This window comes from Sporosarcina sp. Y1009, assembly GCF_057669865.1.
Window position 1 is genome coordinate 1 of the sequence record NZ_JBYHFO010000020.1, and the last position, 22,167, is coordinate 22,167.

Sequence of the window (22,167 nt, forward strand, 5' to 3'; positions counted from 1 at the left end):
CTGCTTAGAAAAATAGTGTCCAATTTTAAGGGTCCAGTGCAAAGTGAACGAGGAGGCTCACCGACCGCCCGCAGGAAAGCGTCCGCCCGGAACGCAAATCAACGGTATTGAATACGACCACCTGAAAAAGTGAATTCTCTATGTTAACAATTTTGCTTGCACTAACAAGTGATTTCCTTGCACTTCGAAGGGTTTTCCTTGCACTTGAACGGGGTTTGCTTGCACATATGAGTGACTTGCTTGCACTTAAATGATTTTGCTTGCAAGTCGGGACCTTTTACCTGTATAAAAAAAGCACCCACCCACTACATAAATCAACGCATGAAAAAACCGATTACCTGAACAATGACTCGTTCAGGTAATCGGTTAAGATTTTATGATTATCGCGCCAACTTAGCAAACACAGTATGGAACGCATCAACCGTCTTCGCAATATGTTCCTCAGTATGGGCAGTGGAAATGAACATGCCTTCAAACTGAGATGGTGGAAGGAAAATGCCTTCTTCCGCCATGAGACGATAATAATCTGCGAACAATTCTAGATCTGATGTTTTTGCTTTATCATAATTAGTGACCTTTTCATTCGTGAAGAAGAAACCAATCATTGATCCTGCACGGTTTACTGTGTGCGGGATATTGTATTTTTCGGCCGCCGCGCGGAACCCAGCTTCGAGTTGGTCACCGAGTTGCATGAAATGGTCATAAGATGCTGGTGTTAACTTTTTCAGTGTTTCAATACCCGCTGTCATTGCAAGTGGATTACCGGATAATGTACCAGCCTGATAAACAGTACCTGCTGGTGCGATATTTTCCATAATCTCTCTTGATGCACCGTAAGCGCCTACTGGAAGTCCACCGCCGATTACTTTTCCAAGACAAGTAATATCTGGTTGAACACCAAAATGACCTTGTGCACAGTTATAGCCAACACGGAAACCTGTCATCACTTCATCAAAAATTAACAGTGTACCGTTTTCAGTTGTTAATTCGCGGAGACCTTCTAAGAAACCTGGTTCTGGTGGGACGACGCCCATATTTCCAGCGACAGGCTCAACGATAATAGCCGCGAGATCGTCACCGTGTTCTTTCATCGCAACTTTTATGCTATCTAAATCATTGTACGGAACCGTAATCGTGTTTTTAGCCACTGACTCCGGAACACCTGGGCTATCCGGTAGACCGAGTGTAGCGACACCAGAACCCGCTTTAATGAGCAATGAATCGCCGTGACCGTGGTAGCATCCTTCAAATTTCAAAATTAGATTACGACCCGTAACACCGCGTGCTAAACGAAGTGCACTCATCGTCGCTTCTGTTCCCGAAGACACCATACGTACCATGTCAATCGATGGTACACGGTCGATTACGAGATTTGCGAGTTCATTTTCAGCTAAAGTAGGTGCACCGAAACTTGAACCTGTTTCTGCAACGCTTTTAATCGCTTCAACAACATCCGGGTCTGAGTGACCTAAAATAAGCGGTCCCCAAGAAAGTACGTAATCAATGTATTCATTGCCATCAATGTCTGTAATCATTGCACCTTTACCACTTTGCATGAAAATCGGATCCATATTCACTGATTTAAATGCGCGGACTGGTGAGTTAACCCCGCCTGGCATTAGGTCTACTGCTTTTTCAAACGCTTGTTTCGAGTTCGTATAATTTTTCTCCAATTATTTCCCCTCCAACCATCTGGCTGCATCTTTTGCATGGTACGTCATAATGATATCTGCACCCGCACGTTTCATACTCAATAATGTCTCTAGGACAACCGCTTTTTCATCAATCCAACCGTTTTGGGCAGCTGCTTTGATCATCGCATATTCCCCGCTCACATTGTAAGCAACGACCGGTAATGTAGTATTGTTTCTTACTTCACGCATGACGTCTAAATAAGACAGTGCTGGTTTAACGATTAAGAAGTCTGCTCCTTCAGCGACATCCGATTCAGCTTCACGAATCGCTTCCAAACGATTTGCAGGGTCCATTTGGTATGTTTTGCGATCTCCTTCTTGTGGTGTTGAATGAGCTGCTTCACGGAATGGACCGTAGTAAGCCGATGCATATTTAACTGCATACGACATAATTGGCGTATTCACAAAGCCTGCTTCGTCGAGTCCACGGCGAATGGCTGCGACAAATCCGTCCATCATATTCGAAGGTGCAATAATGTCTGCCCCTGCTGCTGCTTGGCTAACTGCTGTTTTTGTTAATAACTCAAGTGATGGATCATTCAATACATAGCCGTCTTTCAGCACACCACAATGTCCGTGATCTGTATATTGGCAAAGACATGTGTCTGCAATGACGACGAGTTCAGGGTGGCGCTCTTTCACAAAACGCGTAGCTTGTTGAACGATTCCTTCATCCGCATAAGCCTGAGATCCGACCGCGTCTTTCACATTCGGAACACCGAATAACATAATCGATGGAATGCCTAGTGAAACTACTTCATCCACTTCCACAGCTAAATGATCCAATGATAATTGGAATACGCCCGGCATGGATGCGACTTCGTTTTTAATATCGTTTCCTTCAACGACAAAAATTGGGTAGATGAAATCCTCTTTTTGCAAGACGGTCTCTCTGACCATCGAGCGAAGTGCCCCAGAATTTCGTAAACGTCTATTTCGACGGAAATTTAAGTTATCCATTTGTAACATCCTTTCGGCTCGCTAATTTTTCCACGAGGTCCTTTAATGTATAAGTATCCGGTCGAACATGAACCGGTGCACCCAATTCTTTCAGTGCTTTTTCTGTGACATGTCCAATTGCGCCAATCGTATAGCCCTGCCATCCGACTTGAGGTGCGACTTCTTCCGCGAAAACTGTCACGGCTGATGGACTCGCAAATAAGACTGAACCTGCTTCGCCACGTTGTAATAGATCCACAAGTGCTGACGCATTTTCAGTTGCTTTTTCGGTTTGATAAATCGTCCATTCATCCACCTCAAATGGTAGCTCTTCACTAATTGTCGGTCCTGCGATTGAGCCGCGTAAAAATAATAATCGACGCAAATCGTTCTCAATCGGATTAAATTCTTTCACAAAGACATCCGCACTAAAGACAGTCGGGATAAACTTCACGACAAATCCTATTTTTTCAAGTGCTTCAGCTGTTCGCGAGCCAATTGCAGCGATATTTGATGGGATTAAGTCGACTGATACATCGTGCCGCTTCAACTTTGCGCCAAATGCATCGACAGCACTTTGGCTTGTAAAAATCAGCCAGTCGTATGTGGGTGTTGCCTCTAAGCGTAGTTTATCAGTCGGCCCTACAATTTCCGAGATTTGAATAAGCGGAAGAGAAACAGGTTCTCCTCCGTAATTTTGCACAACTTCAAATACATCTTCTGATTTCGGGGTACCTGTAAAAACAACTTTTTCCCCTTTTAGAGGTTCACTGTCCTTCATCCATCTCAGCCATCACTTTCTCAATCACTTCACCAGCACCTTCAGCCCGTAAAGTTCTCGCAACGATTTTACCAGCTTCAACTGGATCTGCGTCTACAATTGAGTGTTTAAAGACTTGTGTTGCGTCAGGTGATGCGATATATCCTGTGAAATGGATATTCGTCCCATCATATTGAGCAAAACCTGCGATTGGAACTTGGCAAGATCCATTCATTTCTGATAAGAATGTACGTTCAGCTTCTATTTCTTTCCATGTTTTATCATCCGAAATCTTTTCTAGTTCCGCTAATAATTCAGCGTCCTCCGAACGACATTCTATCGCGAGCGCTCCCTGGCCAACAGCCGGAATGCAATCCTCAACAGACATGTATTCAGTCACAACATCATCATCCCAGCCAACACGTTTCATACCTGCAGCAGCAAGTAAAATTGCATCATATTCGCCGTCACGTAATTTTTTCATACGAGTTTCGATATTGCCACGAATCCATTTAATGTCTAAGTCCGGACGTAGTAATAATAATTGTGAACTTCTACGTAAGCTTGAAGTTCCAACAACTGCACCAATTGGTAAATCCATAAATTTCACATGACCATTGGCGATGAATGCATCTCTCGGGTCAACTCGAGCTGGAATACACCCAATGACTAGTTCAGCTGGCAGTTCAGCTGGCATATCTTTCAAGCTATGTACTGCAAAATCGATTTCTTTATTGATCAAGGCTTGTTGTATTTCTTTAACAAATAGCCCTTTTCCGCCAACTTTAGATAACATGACATCAAGAATTTGGTCACCTTTTGTGACGATTTCTTTAATTTCAAACTCGAACGGAGCTCCAGCTTCTTTCATTTGTTCGATAAACCATTTGGTTTGTGTCATAGCCAAATTACTTCTTCTAGAACCTACGATGATTTTTCTCATTCAATTCAAACCTTTCATGAGGGTTTATTATACCCAAAAGTGAAATCCAGATAAGGTACTGCCTAAAAAGAAATTGATGATGACAAAAAGGAATGCAAAGATATTTGCCCACGCACTGTTGTTCCCTCTCAGCCTTCCCGTTTGCATAGCTAATAAAACGAGGATATACAATAGCAGTATTAAAAACGAATTAATAATTTTAAAGTCGAAAAATGACCATTCGCTAAGGACTACAAATGCCCATTGCACTCCTAATATTAAGCTGATCATCAGTAACGGAATCCCAATAATGACGCCAACTTTCATACCCGTTGCTGTTTGTTGAAGGGAAGGCAGGCGAACAAATTGTTTCGACCACTTCCGTTTTTTTAATATCTTATATAATAATAAATATAAAACCGCGTAAACAAATGATATTGCAAATGCCACATAAGACAATATCGCAAACGAAATATGAATTAATAATAGTTCGGATATTAATGCATCCCCTACTGGTGATTGGTTAATCTGTAAAGGTGCAAATGTATGGATCGTCATAAAAATAAAGCCGATCACATTCAGGAAGAATACCATATAGCTCGGTTTAGAAATTAGATGCAAGACGAGAGAAACCGTGATTAATAGCCATCCGTAAAAGTAAATTCCTTCGTATAATGATAGAATCGGAAATCGTTTTGTTTCCACAATATAAAGGACTAATGAGGTCGTTTGTATGACATAAACGACGATTAAGAGCCAAAAAGCAATCCGATGTGCAATTTTATCTTTCTTTAAATAATCGATAAAGTAAAAGACAAGACTGAACGCATACAAGATGACCATCCACTCATGCAGCCTTGTCATCATGAACTCAGCCATTACGCCTCAGCCCTTCCAATATAAAGTCCATTTTTAAACGATAAAAAAGGCGTTTCCCCATATACAGTGTATCATTTGTATTGTGGAAAAGCCCTTTTGCACCTCATTAAAATGACAAATCAGGTTTCGAGGAATGATTATATGTCGACCGGGTCGAGAGTCGTTCTTGTGCGAGTCGTGACAATTCCTCTTTTTCCTTTTCAACTTCTTCATCTATCCCAAAGATTTGTTGGAATAACGCAATCTTCTCGGCTGAATTCGGATCCATAGCCATTTCTTTCACTTGCAATATCGGCTCTTTTAAGAGTTGATTGATAATCGATTTTGTATGTTTGCTGAGTACTTTTTTCTCCCGTTCAGTTAAGTCCGGAATTTTATTCAACATACTTTCCATCGTTGTGCCTTGAATGTTCAGTGCTTTTTCACGAAGTGCAGTGATAACTGGAACAACGCCAAGTGTCGCAAGCCATTCATTAAACTCAACGATTTGTCCTTCAATCAATAAGCCAATTTTTTCCGCAGCTTTTTCACGCTCCGCAAGATTTGCATCTACAATTCCTTGTAAATCATCTATATCATAAAGGAAAACGTTTGGAAGTTCACCAATTCTCGGGTCTAAATCTCTAGGTACAGCGATATCGATTAAGAATAGTGGATTGCCACGGCGCATGCGCTCAACATTTTTCATCAAATCATAATCAATCACATATTCCGTCGCAGCTGTTGAACTGATAAGAACATCAGCCTCTAATAATGAACATTGTAATTCTGCCATCGGTTTTGCCTCACCACCGAATCTTCCTGCCATTTCTTCAGCAGTAGACAGTGTACGATTAATAACGGTTAGTTTTTCTGCCCCGCTACCTTGTAAATTTTGAAGGGCAAGTTCACCCATTTCACCAGCACCTAGAATCGCAATATGCTTGTGATTTAATGAACCGAAGATTTGTTTTCCAAGTTCGACCGCTGCATAAGAAATTGAAACGGCGTTTGCACCGATATCTGTTTCTGAATGCGCTCGTTTTGAAAATGTCACGGCTTGTTTAAAAAGTTCATTAAAAACAGTGCCTGTTGTTCCAATCGACTGCGCTTGGAGAAAACTGTCACGGACTTGTCCCAAAATTTGCGTTTCACCGAGTACCATTGAATCCATTCCAGAAGACACTTTCAATAAGTGCTCAATCGCTTGATCATTTTCATTAATCACGAGGTGTGCTTCAAATGATTCGATGGGTACATCAAACCAATCCGCTAAAAAGCGTTTGACATAATATCTTCCTGTATGCAGTTGATCCACCACTGCATAGACTTCAGTTCTGTTACAAGTTGAGATGATTGTATTTTCTAATATGCTTTTTTGCTGTTGTAACGTTTGCATGGCTTCAGCCAATTCCGTTTCAACAAAGGCCAATTTTTCTCTTATTTCGACAGGTGCTGTTCGATGGTTAACACCTACTACAATTGTATGCACTGTGGTGCTCACCCCTTTCACGTTCTAATTCACTTTTTCTATTATATCATATTACTGTTCAAATATATTTTCTATTTGTGTACAACATATGACTGTCAGCGGTTTGTACCCTATAATAAGAATTATTCTAATCTAATAATAGCAATTTTAAGTAGCGATGACAAAGGATGTGCATTTTTTGTCGAAACGATTACTCAAAAAGGGAGTATCTCAAAAACGCCTAGTTTTAAATTTTTGCTTGCACTGACCTTTGGTTTGCTTGCACTCAACCTCGTTTTCCTTGCACTTAGTCGATGTTTGCTTGCACTCAAATCATTTTGCTTGTAACTCATGACCTTTGACTCATCTGAAACACCGCGTTTCGGCCGTGCATCTTGTCATAATTGAAGTTTCACCATTAAACCACGGACCGTGTCCGACACTGTCTAAAATCTTTCTACTAAAATGCAAAACTCGATTGACAAATACTATCAATCGAGTCGAGACCTACATTCTTTTTTTAATTTCTGCCCAAGCTTCGTCCATACCCATTCCTTTTTCTGATGAAAAAACGATGATAGGATCTTCAGGCCGCATATTGAGTTCTTTACGGATAATTTTCTTATGTTTGTCAAATTTACCTTTTGGAATTTTATCGGCTTTCGTTGCGATCACAATTGCCGGCAGTTCAAATTCAACTAAAAAATCGTACATGATTTTGTCATCCTTTGATGGTGGATGGCGTAAATCGACAATCTGAATAACTGCCTTTAGTAGGTCGCGTTCCGTTAAATATTGATCGATCATTTTTCCCCATGATTCACGAGAAGTTTTCGAAACTTGCGCATAACCATATCCTGGTACATCCACAAAAAATAATTGTTCTTCAATTTTATAGAAGTTTAAGGTTTGTGTTTTCCCTGGTTTTGATGACGTACGTGCAAGGCTTTTTCGGCCAATCATTTTATTGATAAATGAAGATTTACCTACATTTGAACGACCTGCGAGTGCGAATTCAGGATAGCCTTCCGTTGGGTATTGTTCCGGTCTGACTGCACTCATGATCATTTCTACTTGATTTACTTTCATTCGGCTGACGCCTCCAATGCAATTTTAAGCACTTCTTCAACGTCACTAACGAATAAAAACGATAATTCCGCGCGAACACTATCAGGAACATCTTCAACATCCCGTTCATTATCACGTGGTAATATAATCGTCGTCAATCCAGCACGATGCGCACTTAATGTTTTTTCTTTTACGCCGCCGATTGGAAGTACTCGACCGCGCAGTGTAACCTCGCCCGTCATGCCCACTTCTCTGCGAATTTTGCGTTTGGTCAAAGCCGATACTAAAGCTGTGACAATTGTAATTCCCGCTGATGGACCTTCTTTTGGAACTGCCCCCTCTGGAACATGGATATGAATATCACATGTTTCGTGAAATAAAGGATCTATGCCAAACTCCTCTGTTTTCGAACGGACGAAAGATAAAGCGGTTTGTGCAGACTCCTTCATGACATCGCCCAATTTACCCGTTAAAATCAGTTTCCCTTTACCGGGTGACAATGACACTTCAATTTGCAAGGTGTCGCCACCTACTTGTGTATAAGCTAATCCAGTTGCAACACCAATTTGATTTTCGGACTCTGCAAGTCCGTATCTGAATTTCTTTTTACCAAGAATGTCTTCGAGGGTTTTTGCGGTAATAATAACCCGTTTCTTTTCATTCGTGACAATTTGTTTTGCTGCTCTTCTACAAATCGCAGCAATTTGACGCTCTAAACTACGAACGCCAGCTTCTCTTGTGTAGTAACGAATGATATTTAAAATGGCTTCATCATTGATCCTTAGTTGAGACCCTGTTAACCCATGCTCTTTCATCTGTTTTGGGATTAAATGATTTTTTGCAATTGAACTTTTTTCAATTTCTGTATACCCTGCGATGGAGATAATTTCCATACGATCGCGAAGTGGTCCAGGAATTGAACTTAAATCATTCGCTGTTGCGATGAATAAAACATCTGATAAATTATAAGGTTCTTCAATATAGTGATCGCTAAATGTCGCATTTTGTTCAGGATCGAGCACTTCAAGCATCGCTGAAGATGGGTCTCCCCTAAAGTCATTTGACATTTTATCGATTTCATCTAGTAAAAACACCGGGTTTATTTTTCCAGCTTTTTTCATCCCTTGAATGATTCGCCCAGGCATAGCACCAACATAAGTACGTCTATGGCCTCGTATTTCTGATTCATCACGAATACCACCTAGAGAAATTCGAACAAATTTCCGCTCAAGTGATTCAGCAATTGAACGAGCAAGTGAAGTTTTACCGACCCCTGGTGGTCCTTCTAAACATAGAATCGGCCCACGCAATGAGTTCGTTAGTTGACGAACTGCCAAAAACTCAAGAATTCGCTCTTTTACTAATTCAAGACCTTCATGATCCCGATTTAAAATCTCTTCGGAACGATTGATGTCAAGTTGATCTTTTGTTGCATCAGACCAAGGTAAATTAACAAGCCACTCAATATAATTTCTAATTACGCCGCTTTCTGCAGATGCCGCTGGAACTTTTTCGTATCGTTCCAATTCACGTTCTGCAGTTTCTTTAACACCCGAAGGCATATTCGCTTTGTCAATCCGTTCTTGAAGCTCAGCAACTTCCAATCCTTTTCCGTCTTTGTCGCCAAGTTCGGTTTGAATTGCTTTCATCTGTTCACGCAAATAAAATTCTTTTTGCGTTCTTTCCATTGCTTCTTTCACGCGTGCATTAATCTTATTTTCTAATTCGAGAACTTCTTGCTCGTTATGTAATTGACCAATCAGCCATTCATAGCGTTTCTTAACATCGATTAACTCCAAAAGTTCTTGTTTCGCCTCGATTTTTAAAGGTAAATGGGACGAAATTGTATCTGCAAGACGCCCGGGTTCGGAAATCTTAGCTACAGATTCATACGTTTCTTTTTTGATTTTTCTGGAAATCTTTGAATATTTCTCAAAATAAGACAGAAGAGTTCTCATTAACGCTTCCATTTCTACGTCATTGTCGAATTTATCAGGAATACTCGTTATACTCGCGACAGAAAACTCTTCTTTTTCTTCATACTTTGTCCATTCCGCACGGTCAATGCCTTCTATTAAGACACGATACGTTCCATTCGGCAATTCAGTCATCGACTTTATATAGGCGAGTGTTCCGACATCATAAAAATCTTCTGGTGTCGGGTTTTCAATCGCTTCTTCTTTTTGTGTCGCAAGAAAAATCATACTATCTTTTTTTATGGAATGATTAATTGCAGCAATGGAACGATCTCTACCAACATCAATATGTAAAACCATTGTTGGGTAGACGAGCACACCGCGAAGTGGTAGTAATGGAATTTCACTATTCCTTGTTATTGTTTTCACGTCCATGGCACCTCCATTATCTAGTTAGATGGAAAAAAGCTGACCCCGAAAAGCGCAAGTGTACATACGCATTTGGTGCCAGCTTCAACCGTTTTGCTTTACGCTGAGGTTTTTCCATTCAATAATACAAATTCAGAACCATCATCTCTTAATAAGATTGGGTTGCCTTCTCCGATTACTGAATCGCGCGTAATGATACATTCAGTTACTTCTTCGAGAGATGGTAGTTCGTACATTACATCAAGCATAATGTTTTCAATGATCGAGCGTAATCCACGGGCACCCGTTTTTCGCTCAATCGCAGCTTTTGCAATTTCAAGCAATGCTTCTTCTTCAAAACGAAGCACTACATCATCAAGTTCAAGCATTTTTTGGTACTGCTTAACAATCGCGTTTTTCGGAACTGTTAATATTTGATACAACGTCTCTTCATCTAACGGTTCCAAACTTGCAAGAACTGGTAATCGTCCGATGAATTCAGGAATAAGCCCGAAGTTTTGTAGATCTTCTGGAATTAGTTTAGATAAAACTGATTCTTCTTCATCCACAGTATTTGGATCCGATCCAAAACCAATTAGTTTTTGACCCATTCTACGTTTGATGATTTCATTAATCCCATCGAATGCGCCTCCTACAATAAAGAGGATATTCGTTGTATCGATTGGTATAAATTCTTGATGAGGATGCTTACGTCCGCCTTGTGGTGGAACGCTTGCTACTGTCCCTTCAAGAATCTTAAGGAGCGCTTGTTGCACACCTTCACCTGAAACATCACGTGTAATCGAAGCATTTTCAGATTTACGAGCTACTTTGTCGATTTCATCGATGTAAATAATACCGCGTTCTGCTTTTTCAACATCATAATCAGCTGCTTGGATAAGTTTTAATAAGATATTTTCAACATCTTCACCGACATATCCTGCTTCTGTAAGTGACGTTGCGTCTGCAATTGCGAATGGAACATCTAATATACGTGCAAGTGTTTGTGCAAGTAATGTTTTACCGCTACCAGTTGGTCCGATTAGAACGATGTTGGATTTTGCTAACTCTACATCATCAACTTTACTGCCAGAATTTACGCGCTTATAGTGATTATAGACAGCAACAGAAAGTGATTTCTTAGCTCTATCCTGTCCAATTAAGTACTCATCAAGAATGCTTTGTATATCTCTTGGTTTCGGAACATCTTTCAGCTCAAAGCCTTCTTCTAAGCCAACTTCCTCTTCCACGATTTCAGCACAAAGTTCAACACATTCATCGCAAATATAAACCCCTTGACCAGCAACAAGTTTACGTACTTGCTCCTGTGACTTTCCACAAAACGAACAGTTTAAGTTATCTTTTTCATCATTAAATTTGAACATCATGCTCACCCCTATTCAAGTGACAATATTACAAGACTCTAGACGTATTATCAACTAATTAGTATTCATAAAACCATTATATCGAAAAATATTCTCACTATGTAAAACAAGGTACGATATACCGTACCTTGTCCTTATTGCTAATTATTATTCAGTAATCTTTGCATTTTCAACAAGCAGTTCAACTGTTTTATTGAAACGAAGGTCGTTTTCTAAAACTTGTGTACCACCAAGTGCTGTTTTAATCTGTTCAACGTCCATACCGAATTGCTCAGTCATTTTTGCAAGTTCTGCATTGATGTCTTCTTCTTCTACTTTAACTTCTTCAACTTTACCAATTTCCTCAAGAACTAATGAAACACGAACACGATTTTGTGCATCGTCAGTCATTTGTGCGCGAAGTGCTTCTTCATCTTGTCCAGAGAACTGGAAGTATAGTTCAAGGTTCATGCCTTGTTGTTCTAGACGTTGACCGAACTCTTCCATCATGCGCTCAACTTCTGAGTTGATCATCGCTTCTGGAATATCGATTTCTGCATTACGAGCTGCAGCTTCGACTAGATCATCACGAAGTGCTGTTTCAGAAGCACTTAGTTTTTCTGTTGTCGTTTTTTCTTTTAGTTTTTCACGAAGCTCGTCAAGTGTTTCAACCTCTTCATCAATTTCTTTTGCAAGTTCGTCGTTAAGTTCAGGAATTTCTTTCCCTTTAATCTCATGTACTTTCACTTCGAATACAGCTGGTTTACCTGCAAGTTCTGCTGCGTGGTATTCTTCAGGGAATGTCACTTCGATTTCTTTTTCTTCGCCGACTTTCATGCCAACCATTTTCTCTTCAAATCCTGGGATGAATGAACCAGATCCGATTTCAAGTTCAAATCCTTCTGATTCTCCGCCTTCAAATGGTTCTCCGTCAGAGAATCCTTTGAAGTCTAGTGTTACAGTATCGCCAGTTTCAACTTCGCCGTCTTCTTTAACTACGAGTTCTGCATAAGCTGTTTGGCTGTCTTTTAATTGTTGTTCGATATCTTCATCAGTTACCGTTGTATCTAGACGTGTAACTTCAAGGCCTTTGTATTCGCCAAGTTTCACTTCAGGTTTAACTGTTACAACTGCTTTAAAAATAAGTGATTTACCTTTTTCCAATTGCTCGATATCAATTTCCGGACGATCTACAGGATCGATTCCTGCTTCGTCAATTGCTGAACTGTATGCTTCAGGTAAGATGAAATCGAGTGCTTCGTTATAAAGTGACTCAACCCCGTACATTTTTTCAAACATTTGACGTGGCATTTTACCTTTACGGAAACCTGGTGCGTTTACATCTTTAACAACTTTTTTAAATGCTTTATCAAGACCTTCTTTTACCTTTTCAGCAGGCACCTCTACTGTAAGTGTACCTTTGTTTCCTTCTTCTTTTTCCCATTGAACTGTCATATTAAAAAACCTCCGAATCTTATTGGTGAATCTATTTTTGCATGTATATACTTTTTAACAACTCTTTCAGTATAGCATAAAGCCTTCATCTTTCAACAATTTTACTATTTACTCAAAGTTAGATTCTTCATCAATTCGTTTGATGAAAGAATGAAGCATAGTGTTCGGCAATTCTTCCCCCGTAAATAAGCATTCTATGTATTGTACATAAGCATTCGCCACTTCTTCTTCAGTATACGCTCCCCACGTAAAAGGAAACGCTGTAATAGAAAACTTTTCGATTAAGTTTTTGGCCATCTCAAACCGTGAAGGATCTTGAAGGTATCTATCTTCTATCTCTGATAAAACTTTTGTCGTGAAAGGATCTTGACCTGGTAAAGTCATTTGTTCTGGAATGATGACTTGTTCTTCACCAAACTTTTGAATCGTGACTTCTTTTGAATAACCCGATTGTTGAAGTAATGTTAATCCGAATGTAACAATAAGCGGCGATAAATTTACACTTTCAACAATATCTTCTAGCACAGGAATCATTCCTCGAAGATCTGTACCTTCTAATGAAGCAAGTGTATGTTGTTGTGTGTAAATATCCATTTTCAAAAAATCTTCGAATGTAAATAAGGATTCTATGTGGTTGGATTCCTCTACTGGATATCTATTGGAAAGCCTACTATTCAATTCTCGTAGGTAATTAAATTTCGTTAAAAGTTCATTTGGAATGATGCCTTCCTCTAATAAAGTATCAATCGTCATTTCAACTTCTTCATATTCTTGTAGTTGGATACTAATGGTTAGATATAACTCCATTGCATCGATATAACTTGTTGGACCACTATGTAGAAGTCTTGCGGCGATTTCTTTCGCACGCGCAAATTCTTTTATTTCGTATAATGCTATTGCGTAAGGCCCTAAGAATTCAGGATAGTCCGGTTCATATAAGATGGCTTGGTCAAATGCTTCAGCCGCTTTTTCAAACTGTTTGTTTTTTACGTATTCGATTCCACTGGATACCAACCTTTCAAAAGTTCCTGGGAATACGATGATATTTTCTTTTTTACGCAACCGACCGTATTTCTTATGCATCGTCATCACTCACCTCCAATACTTCAATTATAATACATTTTGACGACTAAGGAAATCTGCTATTTACAACATTTCATCTTCCCTATAGACGATTTTTTTAAACCAATTACGCAATCGTAAAACTCAATGCACGTATAAGCACTGGTAGTTTAATTAGTGTTTAGTATAGCCACAAGCGTAGGCATTATCAACAGTCGAGGTGTATTTGTTGTTAAAAATATGTAAATATTGTTACTTTATCTAGTTTCGGGGTGAAAAGATGTTATAGTAATGCCATTCATAACATTGTTTCAGTTAAAGGAGTTAGCGATGACAAAAAATAATCGTTTCAAAACACTGTGGGAATTGTTTTTAATATCAACACGTCTCGGGTTAACCTCTTTTGGTGGCCCTACTGCTCATTTAGGCTATTTTCACGCAGAATATATCCGTAGAAGAAAATGGATGGATGAAAAAACTTATGCTGATTTGGTTGCATTGGCACAGTTTTTACCTGGCCCTGCAAGTAGCCAAGTTGGAATCGGGATAGGTGTTATGCGGGCCGGGGTCGTTGGTGGACTTGTTTCTTTTATCGGGTTTACATTTCCTTCTGTCCTCGCCCTCATTCTTTTTGCTAGTTTATTAACCAACTATAATATCGGCGATGCTGGTTGGATTCACGGCCTTAAGATCGTTGCAGTTGCTGTCGTCGCACATGCCATTTTGGGAATGGCTAAAAATCTAACGCCTGATCTTAAGCGTAAAGCAATTGCCTTACTTGCACTGATAGGAACACTGGTCGCTCAATCAGCAATTACACAAGTCGGTGTTATTTTAGTCGCTGCTGTTATCGGGTTTCTTCTATATAATAACCAGCCAATTGCATTGGACAAGACAAAATCGAATTTCCCGATTTCTAAAAAAATCTCTGCATTCTGTTTTGCATTGTTTTTTGGCCTACTTTTTCTTTTACCATTCGTTAGAGAGTTAACAGGATCTTATTGGATTGCAATGTTTGATAGTTTTTATCGTTCTGGTTCGCTTGTTTTTGGTGGCGGACATGTTGTTTTACCATTATTGGAGCAGGAATTTGTACCAACGGGTTGGATAACGGAAGAAGCGTTTTTAGCTGGATACGGGGCCACTCAGGCCGTTCCAGGTCCGTTGTTTACATTTGCAGCGTATTTAGGAACAGTTATGAACGGATGGGTTGGCGGTTTAGTCGCAACAATTGCTATTTTCTTACCCGCTCTTCTTTTAATGATTGGCGCTTTACCTTTTTGGGACCAGTTAAGAAGTAACCCTAAAATCAAAGGTGCGATAATGGGAGTAAACGCAGCTGTTATCGGAATCTTGATTTCCGCTTTATATCATCCGATTTGGACGAGTTCAATTTTATCGCCAATGGATTTTGCATTGGCAGCTATTCTGTTCAGTATGCTTTCTTATTGGAAGCTTCCCCCGTGGATCATTGTAGTTACAGGTGCAATTGGTGGGTTATTAATTTCTTTTCTATAAAATAACGGTCTCATAAAATTCAGGCGAATATCTTCTTTCGCCTGTTTTTTTGATTCAATTTATCGTGTCTTCATAAGCAATTACGAAAAACCTTCAGTGGTCGACCATTCACAGTAATAAAGTCCTTCCGGGTTATCATGACCCAATTGTTCCAATTCAGATAGAAGCCATTGTTTCGACTTTCCAATTGCTTCGAGCATATCTTTTTTTGTCTGCCCTTCATCAACGAGTAGATAAGTCGGCTCTTCTTCTTCAATATCAAGATTAAGATCTTGAACTTTAACCGATTTATATTTTGCAAATTGATTGACTGTCATATCTCCTCCTGGTTCGATATATATATCCCTCACTTCTTTTAAAGAAAAAATCCCTTCCTTACGAAGCATCGATCTAAGTTGTTCCATTTCTAATTGATTTTTATCGATTAATTTTTTATTGAGTTTTCCATTTGCAATGATTCTATCTGGTTCACCTTGTAGAATTTTGCGCATTCGATTTGATTTTTGTGCTAACTTTTCAATGATATAAATGACAATCGCCCAGACGGTAACAGCAAATAGCAACATAAAGATAGATACTTTTTCATCATATATACTTTCTTCTAGTATTCCGCCAAAAACCAAAAGGTAAATAATATCAAACGGCGTCATTTCAGAAAGTTGTTTTTTACCTAATAGCCTAACCACCGTCATAAGTGCGATAAACCCAATGACAAGCTTTGAACCGATTAATAGGTAATCCAATATAATCACCTCAATTTGATGTTCTTACTGTATATCCTTTAAAGTTCACCATGAAACTGATTATAACTTTATAGGTTTTGGTTTATTTTTTAAAATTCGGGTAGTTGTAGAGTATGAACAATAATTAGGAGGAGATATTGTGGATATAAAACAAGCTAAGTTTATAAAAATAGGTGCGGCTGCAGTTTTGTCGATTGGACTACTCTCTGCATGCAGTGATGACAGCGATGATGGCGACAATGACGATATCATCATAGACGATCCAATTCAGAAAGATGTTGATCCAGAGAGCGACACCGATTTAGATATGGACGATGATGATAGCGATGAAGACTAATAGTAAAGGGCAATAGCATGTTAGCTATTGCCCTTTACTATTGTATAATTTCAATTTCGATAGATTCAATGTATGGCAGTGCGTCTAAATCATTATAAAACTGAAAGATTGGTTTTTCTGAAATAGTTGATAATCTTAAATCCATTACATGCTTTATGAGATGATCTTGATCAACAATTTGTTTGATTTTTAAATGTTCCACAATCATGCTGTTCTTTTCTAAATAAACTAAGACATCAGGTATACTCTTTTTGTCAGTCAGGATTAGAATACACGGAACTTCTTTTGAGCGGAGTCGCTTTGGACCATACTTCCCAAGAATTGGCGATAGTACTTCCACAACAAACATTACGCATACAACAGCGAATGCCGCTTCAATATAAAAACCTGCGCCTACCGCAATACCAATACTTGCCGCTCCCCAAATCATAGCCGCAGTTGTTAAACCGGTTATCGTATCATTGCCTTTTCTTAAAATCGCACCTGCCCCGAGAAAACCAATTCCGCTGACAACTTGTGCTGCGAGACGAAGTGGATCCATCGTTACATTAATATCATCACGTGCTGGTACTAAATATGCAGATTCTATAGAAACAATGGTTAAAAGACAACTAAATGTGGCGATGACTGCGCTAGTTTTCAGTCCTATTGGTTTCTTTTTAATTTCTCTTTCAACACCAATGATTAAACTCAAAAGCAACGCCAAGGAAATTTTTATTAATACATCGGGATAAAGCCCAACATCCGCAATCCAATCCAATATAATCCCCACTTTCATTTCCCTGATACCCTACTATTACCGTTATTAGATGATTTGTAACTTATTTTATGAATTAATGCAGAAATTAATTTAGACAAAGTTTTTTAATTCATATTGTAAGCCGGTAAAAGTCCTTTTTTATAAAGGTAAGCTACGATATTTAAGGGGATTGCAGAAATTTTCTTTGGAAAAAGACGTTTACGATAAAGCCCATAATATGCTTTTTTAAGGTCATGCCATTGCCTGCAGTTTTTCTTTTGTCGAAAACGTGCCACATCAATGATTTTGATCTCACCACTTGAAGTGATAATTAGGTTACGTAAATGAATATCTGAAGGATTTAGCCCCTTAGATCGAGCCAATGAAAGTGCATAATCAATTTCTTGAATATGAGCTACTGTAATGCGCTTTCTACGTGCAATACATTCGAAAAGTGTATGCCCTTTAATATAGTCCATGACAATATAGTTCAATCCAGCATCATGAATCGAAGGGTAGGAAGAGATGTTTTGAAGTATTTGATATATTTCCCCCTCTTCCTTCGCGATGTAGGTAAATTCAGGAAAATATACTTTCATCGCTTTATTTGATGATTTTATTCTAAAAACAAAGGCACTTCTGCCCGTCCCGATATGTTCTAAAGAATTATCATAGCTTATTAGACGATTTCTCTTATTAATGACGACTGTCTTTGCTAGTGCTTGATAGGTAGTCAAGGTTTGTCCTCCAATATATTATATGAAATAAAAAAAGACGTGATAACCAATAATTGGCCATTAACGTCTCGAAAATACAAAAAGACCTCACCAAATAATCGGTAAGGTCTCGCAAACAACTAAAGTTGCCAACAAAGCCGAGGGTTCAACCCCTGTGTTGACGACTTTGCTGTACTGCTACTCCCCTTAAAGGAAGTAAAAAGTTATTTAATTTGTAAGGCTTAGTATAAGCGCTGACTGTTTCGGAGTCAATGATTTTACTGTCAATAGCCGGAGTCTTCCGATGTCAAGTTGTCAATCATTTTATAATCATATTTTTGTAATGGTTTTTCGGCCGGACCTTCAATCACTTCTCCTTCAAATGAGAATCTCGAGCCATGACATGGGCAATCCCAAGTTCGGTCCCCATTATTCCACTCAACTTCACAGCCGATATGCGTACAAGTTGTATGGACAATATGAAGTTTACCGGCATCATCTTTGTAGGCACCTTTTCTGTGCCCGTCCAGCGTAATAACGGCACCTTCACCATTCTCTAAATCTTCGGGTGTTGTTTTTGGTGAATCTAGCTTCCCTTTTATCAACTGTCCGACAACATTGGCGTTCTCAACCAAGAAGTTTTTCAAACTCGGATGTGCATAGAACCGTGAAGGTGAATATAACTTTTGAAAATTATTCTCCTTGCCTAAAATCATATCCCGGAACAACAGTGCAGCCGCAGTTCCATTTGACATACCCCATTTTCGAAACCCTGTCGCAATCAAGATATTCGGTTGTCCAGATGTTAGTTCACCGATATATGGCAGTTTGTCCAGTGTCACTAAATCCTGAGCTGACCATCGGTAGACAATTTCTTTCAGACCGAAGACTTCCTCGCCAAAAGTCTCCAATGCCTCGTAATGTTCCATTGTCTCGATTCCTTGCCCGGTCTTGTGACTTTCACCAACAATAAGCACGATTTCTTCCCCGTCAACACTTACTGAACGAAGTGAACGTGTTGGCTCATCAGCACTGATATAGATTCCGCCGGGGAATTTCTTGTTCGCTTTAACAGCAAGCGCATAAGAACGATCCGCATACATTCTTGTCGAATAGAGACCTAGTCCTTCATAGAACGGAAAATGGGAACATGCCAAGACATGATTAGCTGTAATTTTTGGCGCTAATTCTCCGCGAGTCAGCACAACAGGTTGTTCACCAGTTTCAATATTCACTGCTGTTGTGTTCTCAAAAATAAGCCCGCCTTTTTCCGTGAATAATTGAATCAAGTGAACTAAGTATTTAGTTGGGTGAAACTGCGCTTGATTTTTCATCACAAGCACTTTTTTTATGTCTATATCGAAAGGAATACTATCAACTAATCCACCATCAATTCCAATCTTTTCGTAGGCTTCAGCTTCTTTTTCAACTTTCTTAGCATATTTCTCCGAAGTGGCGTATATGTACGCGTCCTGTGTGCTAAATTCACAATCAATTTTATGTTCGTTCACAGTTTTTTCGATAAAATTAAGCGCTTCAATATTCGCTTCATAATACAAACGCGCGTTGCTTCTACCAATATTGCGAATGAATTCATCGTAAATTAAATCATGTTGAGCAGTGATTTTGGCTGTCGTATGACCTGTTGTCCCGTTCATCACTTTTCCTGCCTCAATGACAGCGACCTTCAATCCTTCGTTGACCAATAAATAAGCAGACGTTATACCTGTAATTCCCGCCCCTACAATCACGACATCAACTTGTAGATCATCCTCTAAGCTTGGATACTCTGGAAACTCAATACCCGTCCTCCAATAGGACTCCGGATGCTCTGGTAATTTACCAATGTTTTGGGTCATTATATATCCTCCATTTCGATAATTGGATAATTGAAGGATTCCCATACAACATCTGGTCTAAACAATCGATACAAACCAAGTCTGGGAAAATAAAAAAACGACACCCTGATAAGCATTTACTCTCGCTTATCAAGTGCCGTTTTATGATTAATAGAGACAATAGTCAATTCTTTAGATTTTATAGATTGCGTGATGATTTAATAAAGAATGACATAATCAGACCAATGACTGCAAGTATCAATCCGAAAATAAATGCAGTTTGAACGCCTGCAGTTAAAGATTCACTCACTGCCGATAAACTAGTTGGATCTGTTACTTTATTTAAATAACTCGTTTGTGCAGCTGACATAATTGTAATGGCAACGGCTGTACCGATTGCACCTGATACTTGTTGTAATGTGTTCATCAAAGCTGTTCCATCTGGATATAGGTCTCTCGGAAGTTGGTTCAGTCCATTTGTTTGAGCTGGCATCATCACCAACGAAACACCTATAAAAAGAAGTGAATGCAAGAAGACGATCATGAATATGGATGTTGTTGTCGTTACGTTCGACAAGCTCCACAGCATAATGACCATTATAATAAATCCAGGTGTAACGAGTCCCCTTGGTCCGTATTTATCAAAAAGTCGACCTGTTATTGGAGACATAATGCCATTTATGATACCCCCTGGTAAAAGGACAAGTCCCGCTATAACCGGAGCTAACCCCATGCCCGTCTGCAAGTATAAAGGTAAGAGAATCATGGTAGACAAAATGACCATGAAAGTAACAAAGACGCTCAAGAGCCCCAAAGTAAACATCGGATATTTAAACGCACGGAGATCAAGCATTGGCGTCTTCATTGTAAGTTGTCTTATGGAGAAGACAATAAGCGCTATAAGACCAATTACAATGGTTGCTACAACGATGGTACTTCCCCAGCCTTCTTCTCCAGCGGCACTAAAACCATAAACAATGCCACCAAAACCAATACTCGATAAAATAATCGACAGAATATCGATTTTAGGTTTAGTAAGCGTAGAAACATTTTGCATATAAATAATACCAGCGAGTAGTGCAAGCGCAAGAAACGGTAGCGTGACCCAGAAAATCCAATTCCAACTTAAATTTTCAATGATTATACCTGAAAGGGCTGGCCCAATAGCTGGTGCAACCATCATCACCAACCCCATTAGGCCCATAATCGTTCCTCTTTTATGGATTGGATAAATCAGCAAAATCGTATTAAACATAAGCGGTATCAGTAAGCCCGTCCCAATCGCTTGAATTACACGCCCTACAATCAAGACATCGAAAATTGGCGCTGATCCTGCAACAATCGTTCCAATAATAGAAAATATGAGTGAAGCAATAAACAATTGTCGTGTACTAAACCATTGAATTAAAAGAGCAGAAATAGGAATTAATATCGCTAAGGTCAATAGAAAACCTGTAGTTAGCCATTGAACGGTGGAATGGGGTACATCGAATTCCTTCACTAAACCACCGAGTGCCATGTTTAAAGCTGTTTCACTAAATAACCCAATAAACCCTGCAATTAAAAAAGACAGCAAAATGGGGGTCGACTTGATAACTTGACTTTTTTCTGTTGTTGACATAAATAATTCCTCCAATTAAAAACTAAATCAATCTTGTTTTATTCTTTGCTGTTTCTCAACATCGACTGTTTGGTAATTACCCCATTCGAGATTGTGACTTGTATTCTGTCTGTACAAGCATAGAAATATCTTCAAAAGATAATAGCTCATTTAATATATTAACCTATTTACTATACAGAAATACAATACATTTTAATACTATAATGCCTTGTAAATAAACGAATCTATTAGAGAACCGAATCTCCCACTTATAGAACAACATGCGTCCTATTTTATAGTGCATTTCACCCATGATTTCAACTTGAATAATTAGTCGAAAAACCATAAAGATTTCCACTTTTCTTTCTACCGTTACATAGTAGAGACGTTTTTTCACTAAAATCAGAATCCAGTAGACTACCATGACTTTTCGCTTATATCAGACTATTTCATCAAAACCCCTTGACTCTTTCTAGAAATATAGATAGTATCTAATCTAACGTTTGATCGCTAATATCTAGGTATTCGATCGACATTCAAAACTAAATAGTATCGCTGCTTATCAAGAGAGGTGGAGGGACTGACCCTTTGAAACCTCAGCAACCAGCAAATCTTTTATTGTATGGTGCTAAGTTCAGTAGAATACATTCGTATTCTTCAGATGAGACGGCTGAAATTACAGTTAACTTTTAATTTTGTATTTCACCCTCTACTCATCATGAGTAGAGGGTTTTTATTTTTTCAAGGAAGGATGGTTGG

General features: G+C 39.1%; 18 protein-coding genes and 1 riboswitch. Of the genes, 2 read left to right on the forward strand and 16 right to left on the reverse strand.

Annotated elements, in window-relative coordinates; translation table 11 throughout:
• Positions 1 to 380: 380 nt before the first annotated feature.
• From hemL to AC25Y1_RS17205, 11 genes are all read right to left on the reverse strand, one after another.
• Positions 381 to 1,673 carry a glutamate-1-semialdehyde 2,1-aminomutase gene (hemL, locus tag AC25Y1_RS17155; protein WP_488149224.1) on the reverse strand — a complete coding sequence of 431 codons (1,293 nt, stop codon included), beginning with the start codon at positions 1,671 to 1,673 and terminating at the stop codon, positions 381 to 383.
• Complete coding sequence (hemB, locus tag AC25Y1_RS17160; protein WP_488149225.1) at positions 1,674 to 2,654, reverse strand: porphobilinogen synthase; 981 nt, start codon at positions 2,652 to 2,654, stop codon at positions 1,674 to 1,676.
• Positions 2,647 to 3,414, reverse strand: a complete 768-nt coding sequence (locus tag AC25Y1_RS17165) for a uroporphyrinogen-III synthase (RefSeq protein WP_488149226.1) — start codon at positions 3,412 to 3,414, stop codon at positions 2,647 to 2,649. Before AC25Y1_RS17165 ends, hemB begins: the two co-directional genes overlap by 8 nt.
• Positions 3,401 to 4,336, reverse strand: a complete 936-nt coding sequence (gene hemC, locus AC25Y1_RS17170) for a hydroxymethylbilane synthase (RefSeq protein WP_488149227.1) — start codon at positions 4,334 to 4,336, stop codon at positions 3,401 to 3,403. Before hemC ends, AC25Y1_RS17165 begins: the two co-directional genes overlap by 14 nt.
• A 27-nt stretch (positions 4,337 to 4,363) precedes the next feature.
• Positions 4,364 to 5,194 (reverse strand): cytochrome c biogenesis protein CcsA, encoded by an 831-nt coding sequence (gene ccsA / locus AC25Y1_RS17175; protein WP_488149228.1) that lies wholly within the window; start codon positions 5,192 to 5,194, stop codon positions 4,364 to 4,366.
• A gap of 106 nt (positions 5,195 to 5,300) precedes the next feature.
• Entirely contained in the window at positions 5,301 to 6,665 is a 1,365-nt protein-coding gene (gene hemA, locus AC25Y1_RS17180) for a glutamyl-tRNA reductase (RefSeq protein ID WP_488149270.1), read from the reverse strand.
• A 486-nt stretch (positions 6,666 to 7,151) separates the two neighbouring features.
• Positions 7,152 to 7,733 (reverse strand): ribosome biogenesis GTP-binding protein YihA/YsxC, encoded by a 582-nt coding sequence (gene yihA / locus AC25Y1_RS17185; protein WP_488149229.1) that lies wholly within the window; start codon positions 7,731 to 7,733, stop codon positions 7,152 to 7,154.
• Positions 7,730 to 10,057, reverse strand: coding sequence for an endopeptidase La (gene lon, locus AC25Y1_RS17190; protein WP_488149230.1), 2,328 nt, complete (start codon positions 10,055 to 10,057; stop codon positions 7,730 to 7,732). Before lon ends, yihA begins: the two co-directional genes overlap by 4 nt.
• A 98-nt stretch (positions 10,058 to 10,155) precedes the next feature.
• On the reverse strand, positions 10,156 to 11,421 hold the full coding sequence (clpX, locus tag AC25Y1_RS17195) for an ATP-dependent protease ATP-binding subunit ClpX (RefSeq protein WP_488149231.1): 1,266 nt from the start codon (positions 11,419 to 11,421) through the stop codon (positions 10,156 to 10,158).
• 147 nt (positions 11,422 to 11,568) lie between these two features.
• Positions 11,569 to 12,855: a trigger factor gene (gene tig, locus AC25Y1_RS17200; protein ID WP_488149232.1), complete on the reverse strand. Its 1,287-nt coding sequence runs from the start codon at positions 12,853 to 12,855 to the stop codon at positions 11,569 to 11,571.
• Positions 12,856 to 12,963: 108 nt separating this feature from the next.
• Positions 12,964 to 13,944 (reverse strand): tetratricopeptide repeat protein, encoded by a 981-nt coding sequence (locus AC25Y1_RS17205; protein ID WP_488149233.1) that lies wholly within the window; start codon positions 13,942 to 13,944, stop codon positions 12,964 to 12,966.
• 303 nt (positions 13,945 to 14,247) lie between these two features.
• On the opposite strand from AC25Y1_RS17205, the gene chrA reads away from it, so the two are divergent.
• Complete coding sequence (gene chrA / locus AC25Y1_RS17210) at positions 14,248 to 15,435, forward strand: chromate efflux transporter (RefSeq protein WP_488149234.1); 1,188 nt, start codon at positions 14,248 to 14,250, stop codon at positions 15,433 to 15,435.
• 80 nt (positions 15,436 to 15,515) lie between these two features.
• On the opposite strand, the gene AC25Y1_RS17215 is transcribed toward chrA, so the two are convergent.
• Positions 15,516 to 16,178, reverse strand: a complete 663-nt coding sequence (locus AC25Y1_RS17215; protein ID WP_488149235.1) for a DUF421 domain-containing protein — start codon at positions 16,176 to 16,178, stop codon at positions 15,516 to 15,518.
• Between the two features lie 139 nt (positions 16,179 to 16,317).
• On the opposite strand from AC25Y1_RS17215, the gene AC25Y1_RS17220 reads away from it, so the two are divergent.
• On the forward strand, positions 16,318 to 16,515 hold the full coding sequence (locus tag AC25Y1_RS17220) for a hypothetical protein (protein WP_488149236.1): 198 nt from the start codon (positions 16,318 to 16,320) through the stop codon (positions 16,513 to 16,515).
• A gap of 37 nt (positions 16,516 to 16,552) precedes the next feature.
• On the opposite strand, the gene AC25Y1_RS17225 is transcribed toward AC25Y1_RS17220, so the two are convergent.
• From AC25Y1_RS17225 to AC25Y1_RS17240, 4 genes are all read right to left on the reverse strand, one after another.
• A complete protein-coding gene (locus AC25Y1_RS17225) occupies positions 16,553 to 17,275 on the reverse strand; it encodes an MgtC/SapB family protein (RefSeq protein ID WP_488149237.1) in 723 nt (240 codons plus the stop codon).
• 104 nt (positions 17,276 to 17,379) lie between these two features.
• A complete protein-coding gene (locus AC25Y1_RS17230; protein WP_488149238.1) occupies positions 17,380 to 17,991 on the reverse strand; it encodes a protein kinase family protein in 612 nt (203 codons plus the stop codon).
• 263 nt (positions 17,992 to 18,254) lie between these two features.
• Positions 18,255 to 19,829 (reverse strand): FAD-dependent oxidoreductase, encoded by a 1,575-nt coding sequence (locus AC25Y1_RS17235; protein WP_488149239.1) that lies wholly within the window; start codon positions 19,827 to 19,829, stop codon positions 18,255 to 18,257.
• 178 nt (positions 19,830 to 20,007) lie between these two features.
• On the reverse strand, positions 20,008 to 21,429 hold the full coding sequence (locus tag AC25Y1_RS17240) for a DHA2 family efflux MFS transporter permease subunit (RefSeq protein WP_488149240.1): 1,422 nt from the start codon (positions 21,427 to 21,429) through the stop codon (positions 20,008 to 20,010).
• Positions 21,430 to 21,964: 535 nt separating this feature from the next.
• A riboswitch (SAM riboswitch) is annotated at positions 21,965 to 22,076 on the forward strand.
• Positions 22,077 to 22,167: the final 91 nt, after the last annotated feature.

Coding starts and splice junctions, on each gene's coding strand:
- hemB (WP_488149225.1), bottom strand. CDS start 2,654: ATGGATAACTTAAATTTCCGTCGAAATAGACGTTTACGAAATTCTGGG.
- AC25Y1_RS17165 (WP_488149226.1), bottom strand. CDS start 3,414: ATGAAGGACAGTGAACCTCTAAAAGGGGAAAAAGTTGTTTTTACAGGT.
- hemC (WP_488149227.1), bottom strand. CDS start 4,336: ATGAGAAAAATCATCGTAGGTTCTAGAAGAAGTAATTTGGCTATGACA.
- ccsA (WP_488149228.1), bottom strand. CDS start 5,194: ATGGCTGAGTTCATGATGACAAGGCTGCATGAGTGGATGGTCATCTTG.
- yihA (WP_488149229.1), bottom strand. CDS start 7,733: ATGAAAGTAAATCAAGTAGAAATGATCATGAGTGCAGTCAGACCGGAA.
- clpX (WP_488149231.1), bottom strand. CDS start 11,421: ATGTTCAAATTTAATGATGAAAAAGATAACTTAAACTGTTCGTTTTGT.
- tig (WP_488149232.1), bottom strand. CDS start 12,855: ATGACAGTTCAATGGGAAAAAGAAGAAGGAAACAAAGGTACACTTACA.
- AC25Y1_RS17205 (WP_488149233.1), bottom strand. CDS start 13,944: ATGACGATGCATAAGAAATACGGTCGGTTGCGTAAAAAAGAAAATATC.
- chrA (WP_488149234.1), top strand. CDS start 14,248: ATGACAAAAAATAATCGTTTCAAAACACTGTGGGAATTGTTTTTAATA.
- AC25Y1_RS17235 (WP_488149239.1), bottom strand. CDS start 19,829: ATGACCCAAAACATTGGTAAATTACCAGAGCATCCGGAGTCCTATTGG.
- AC25Y1_RS17240 (WP_488149240.1), bottom strand. CDS start 21,429: ATGTCAACAACAGAAAAAAGTCAAGTTATCAAGTCGACCCCCATTTTG.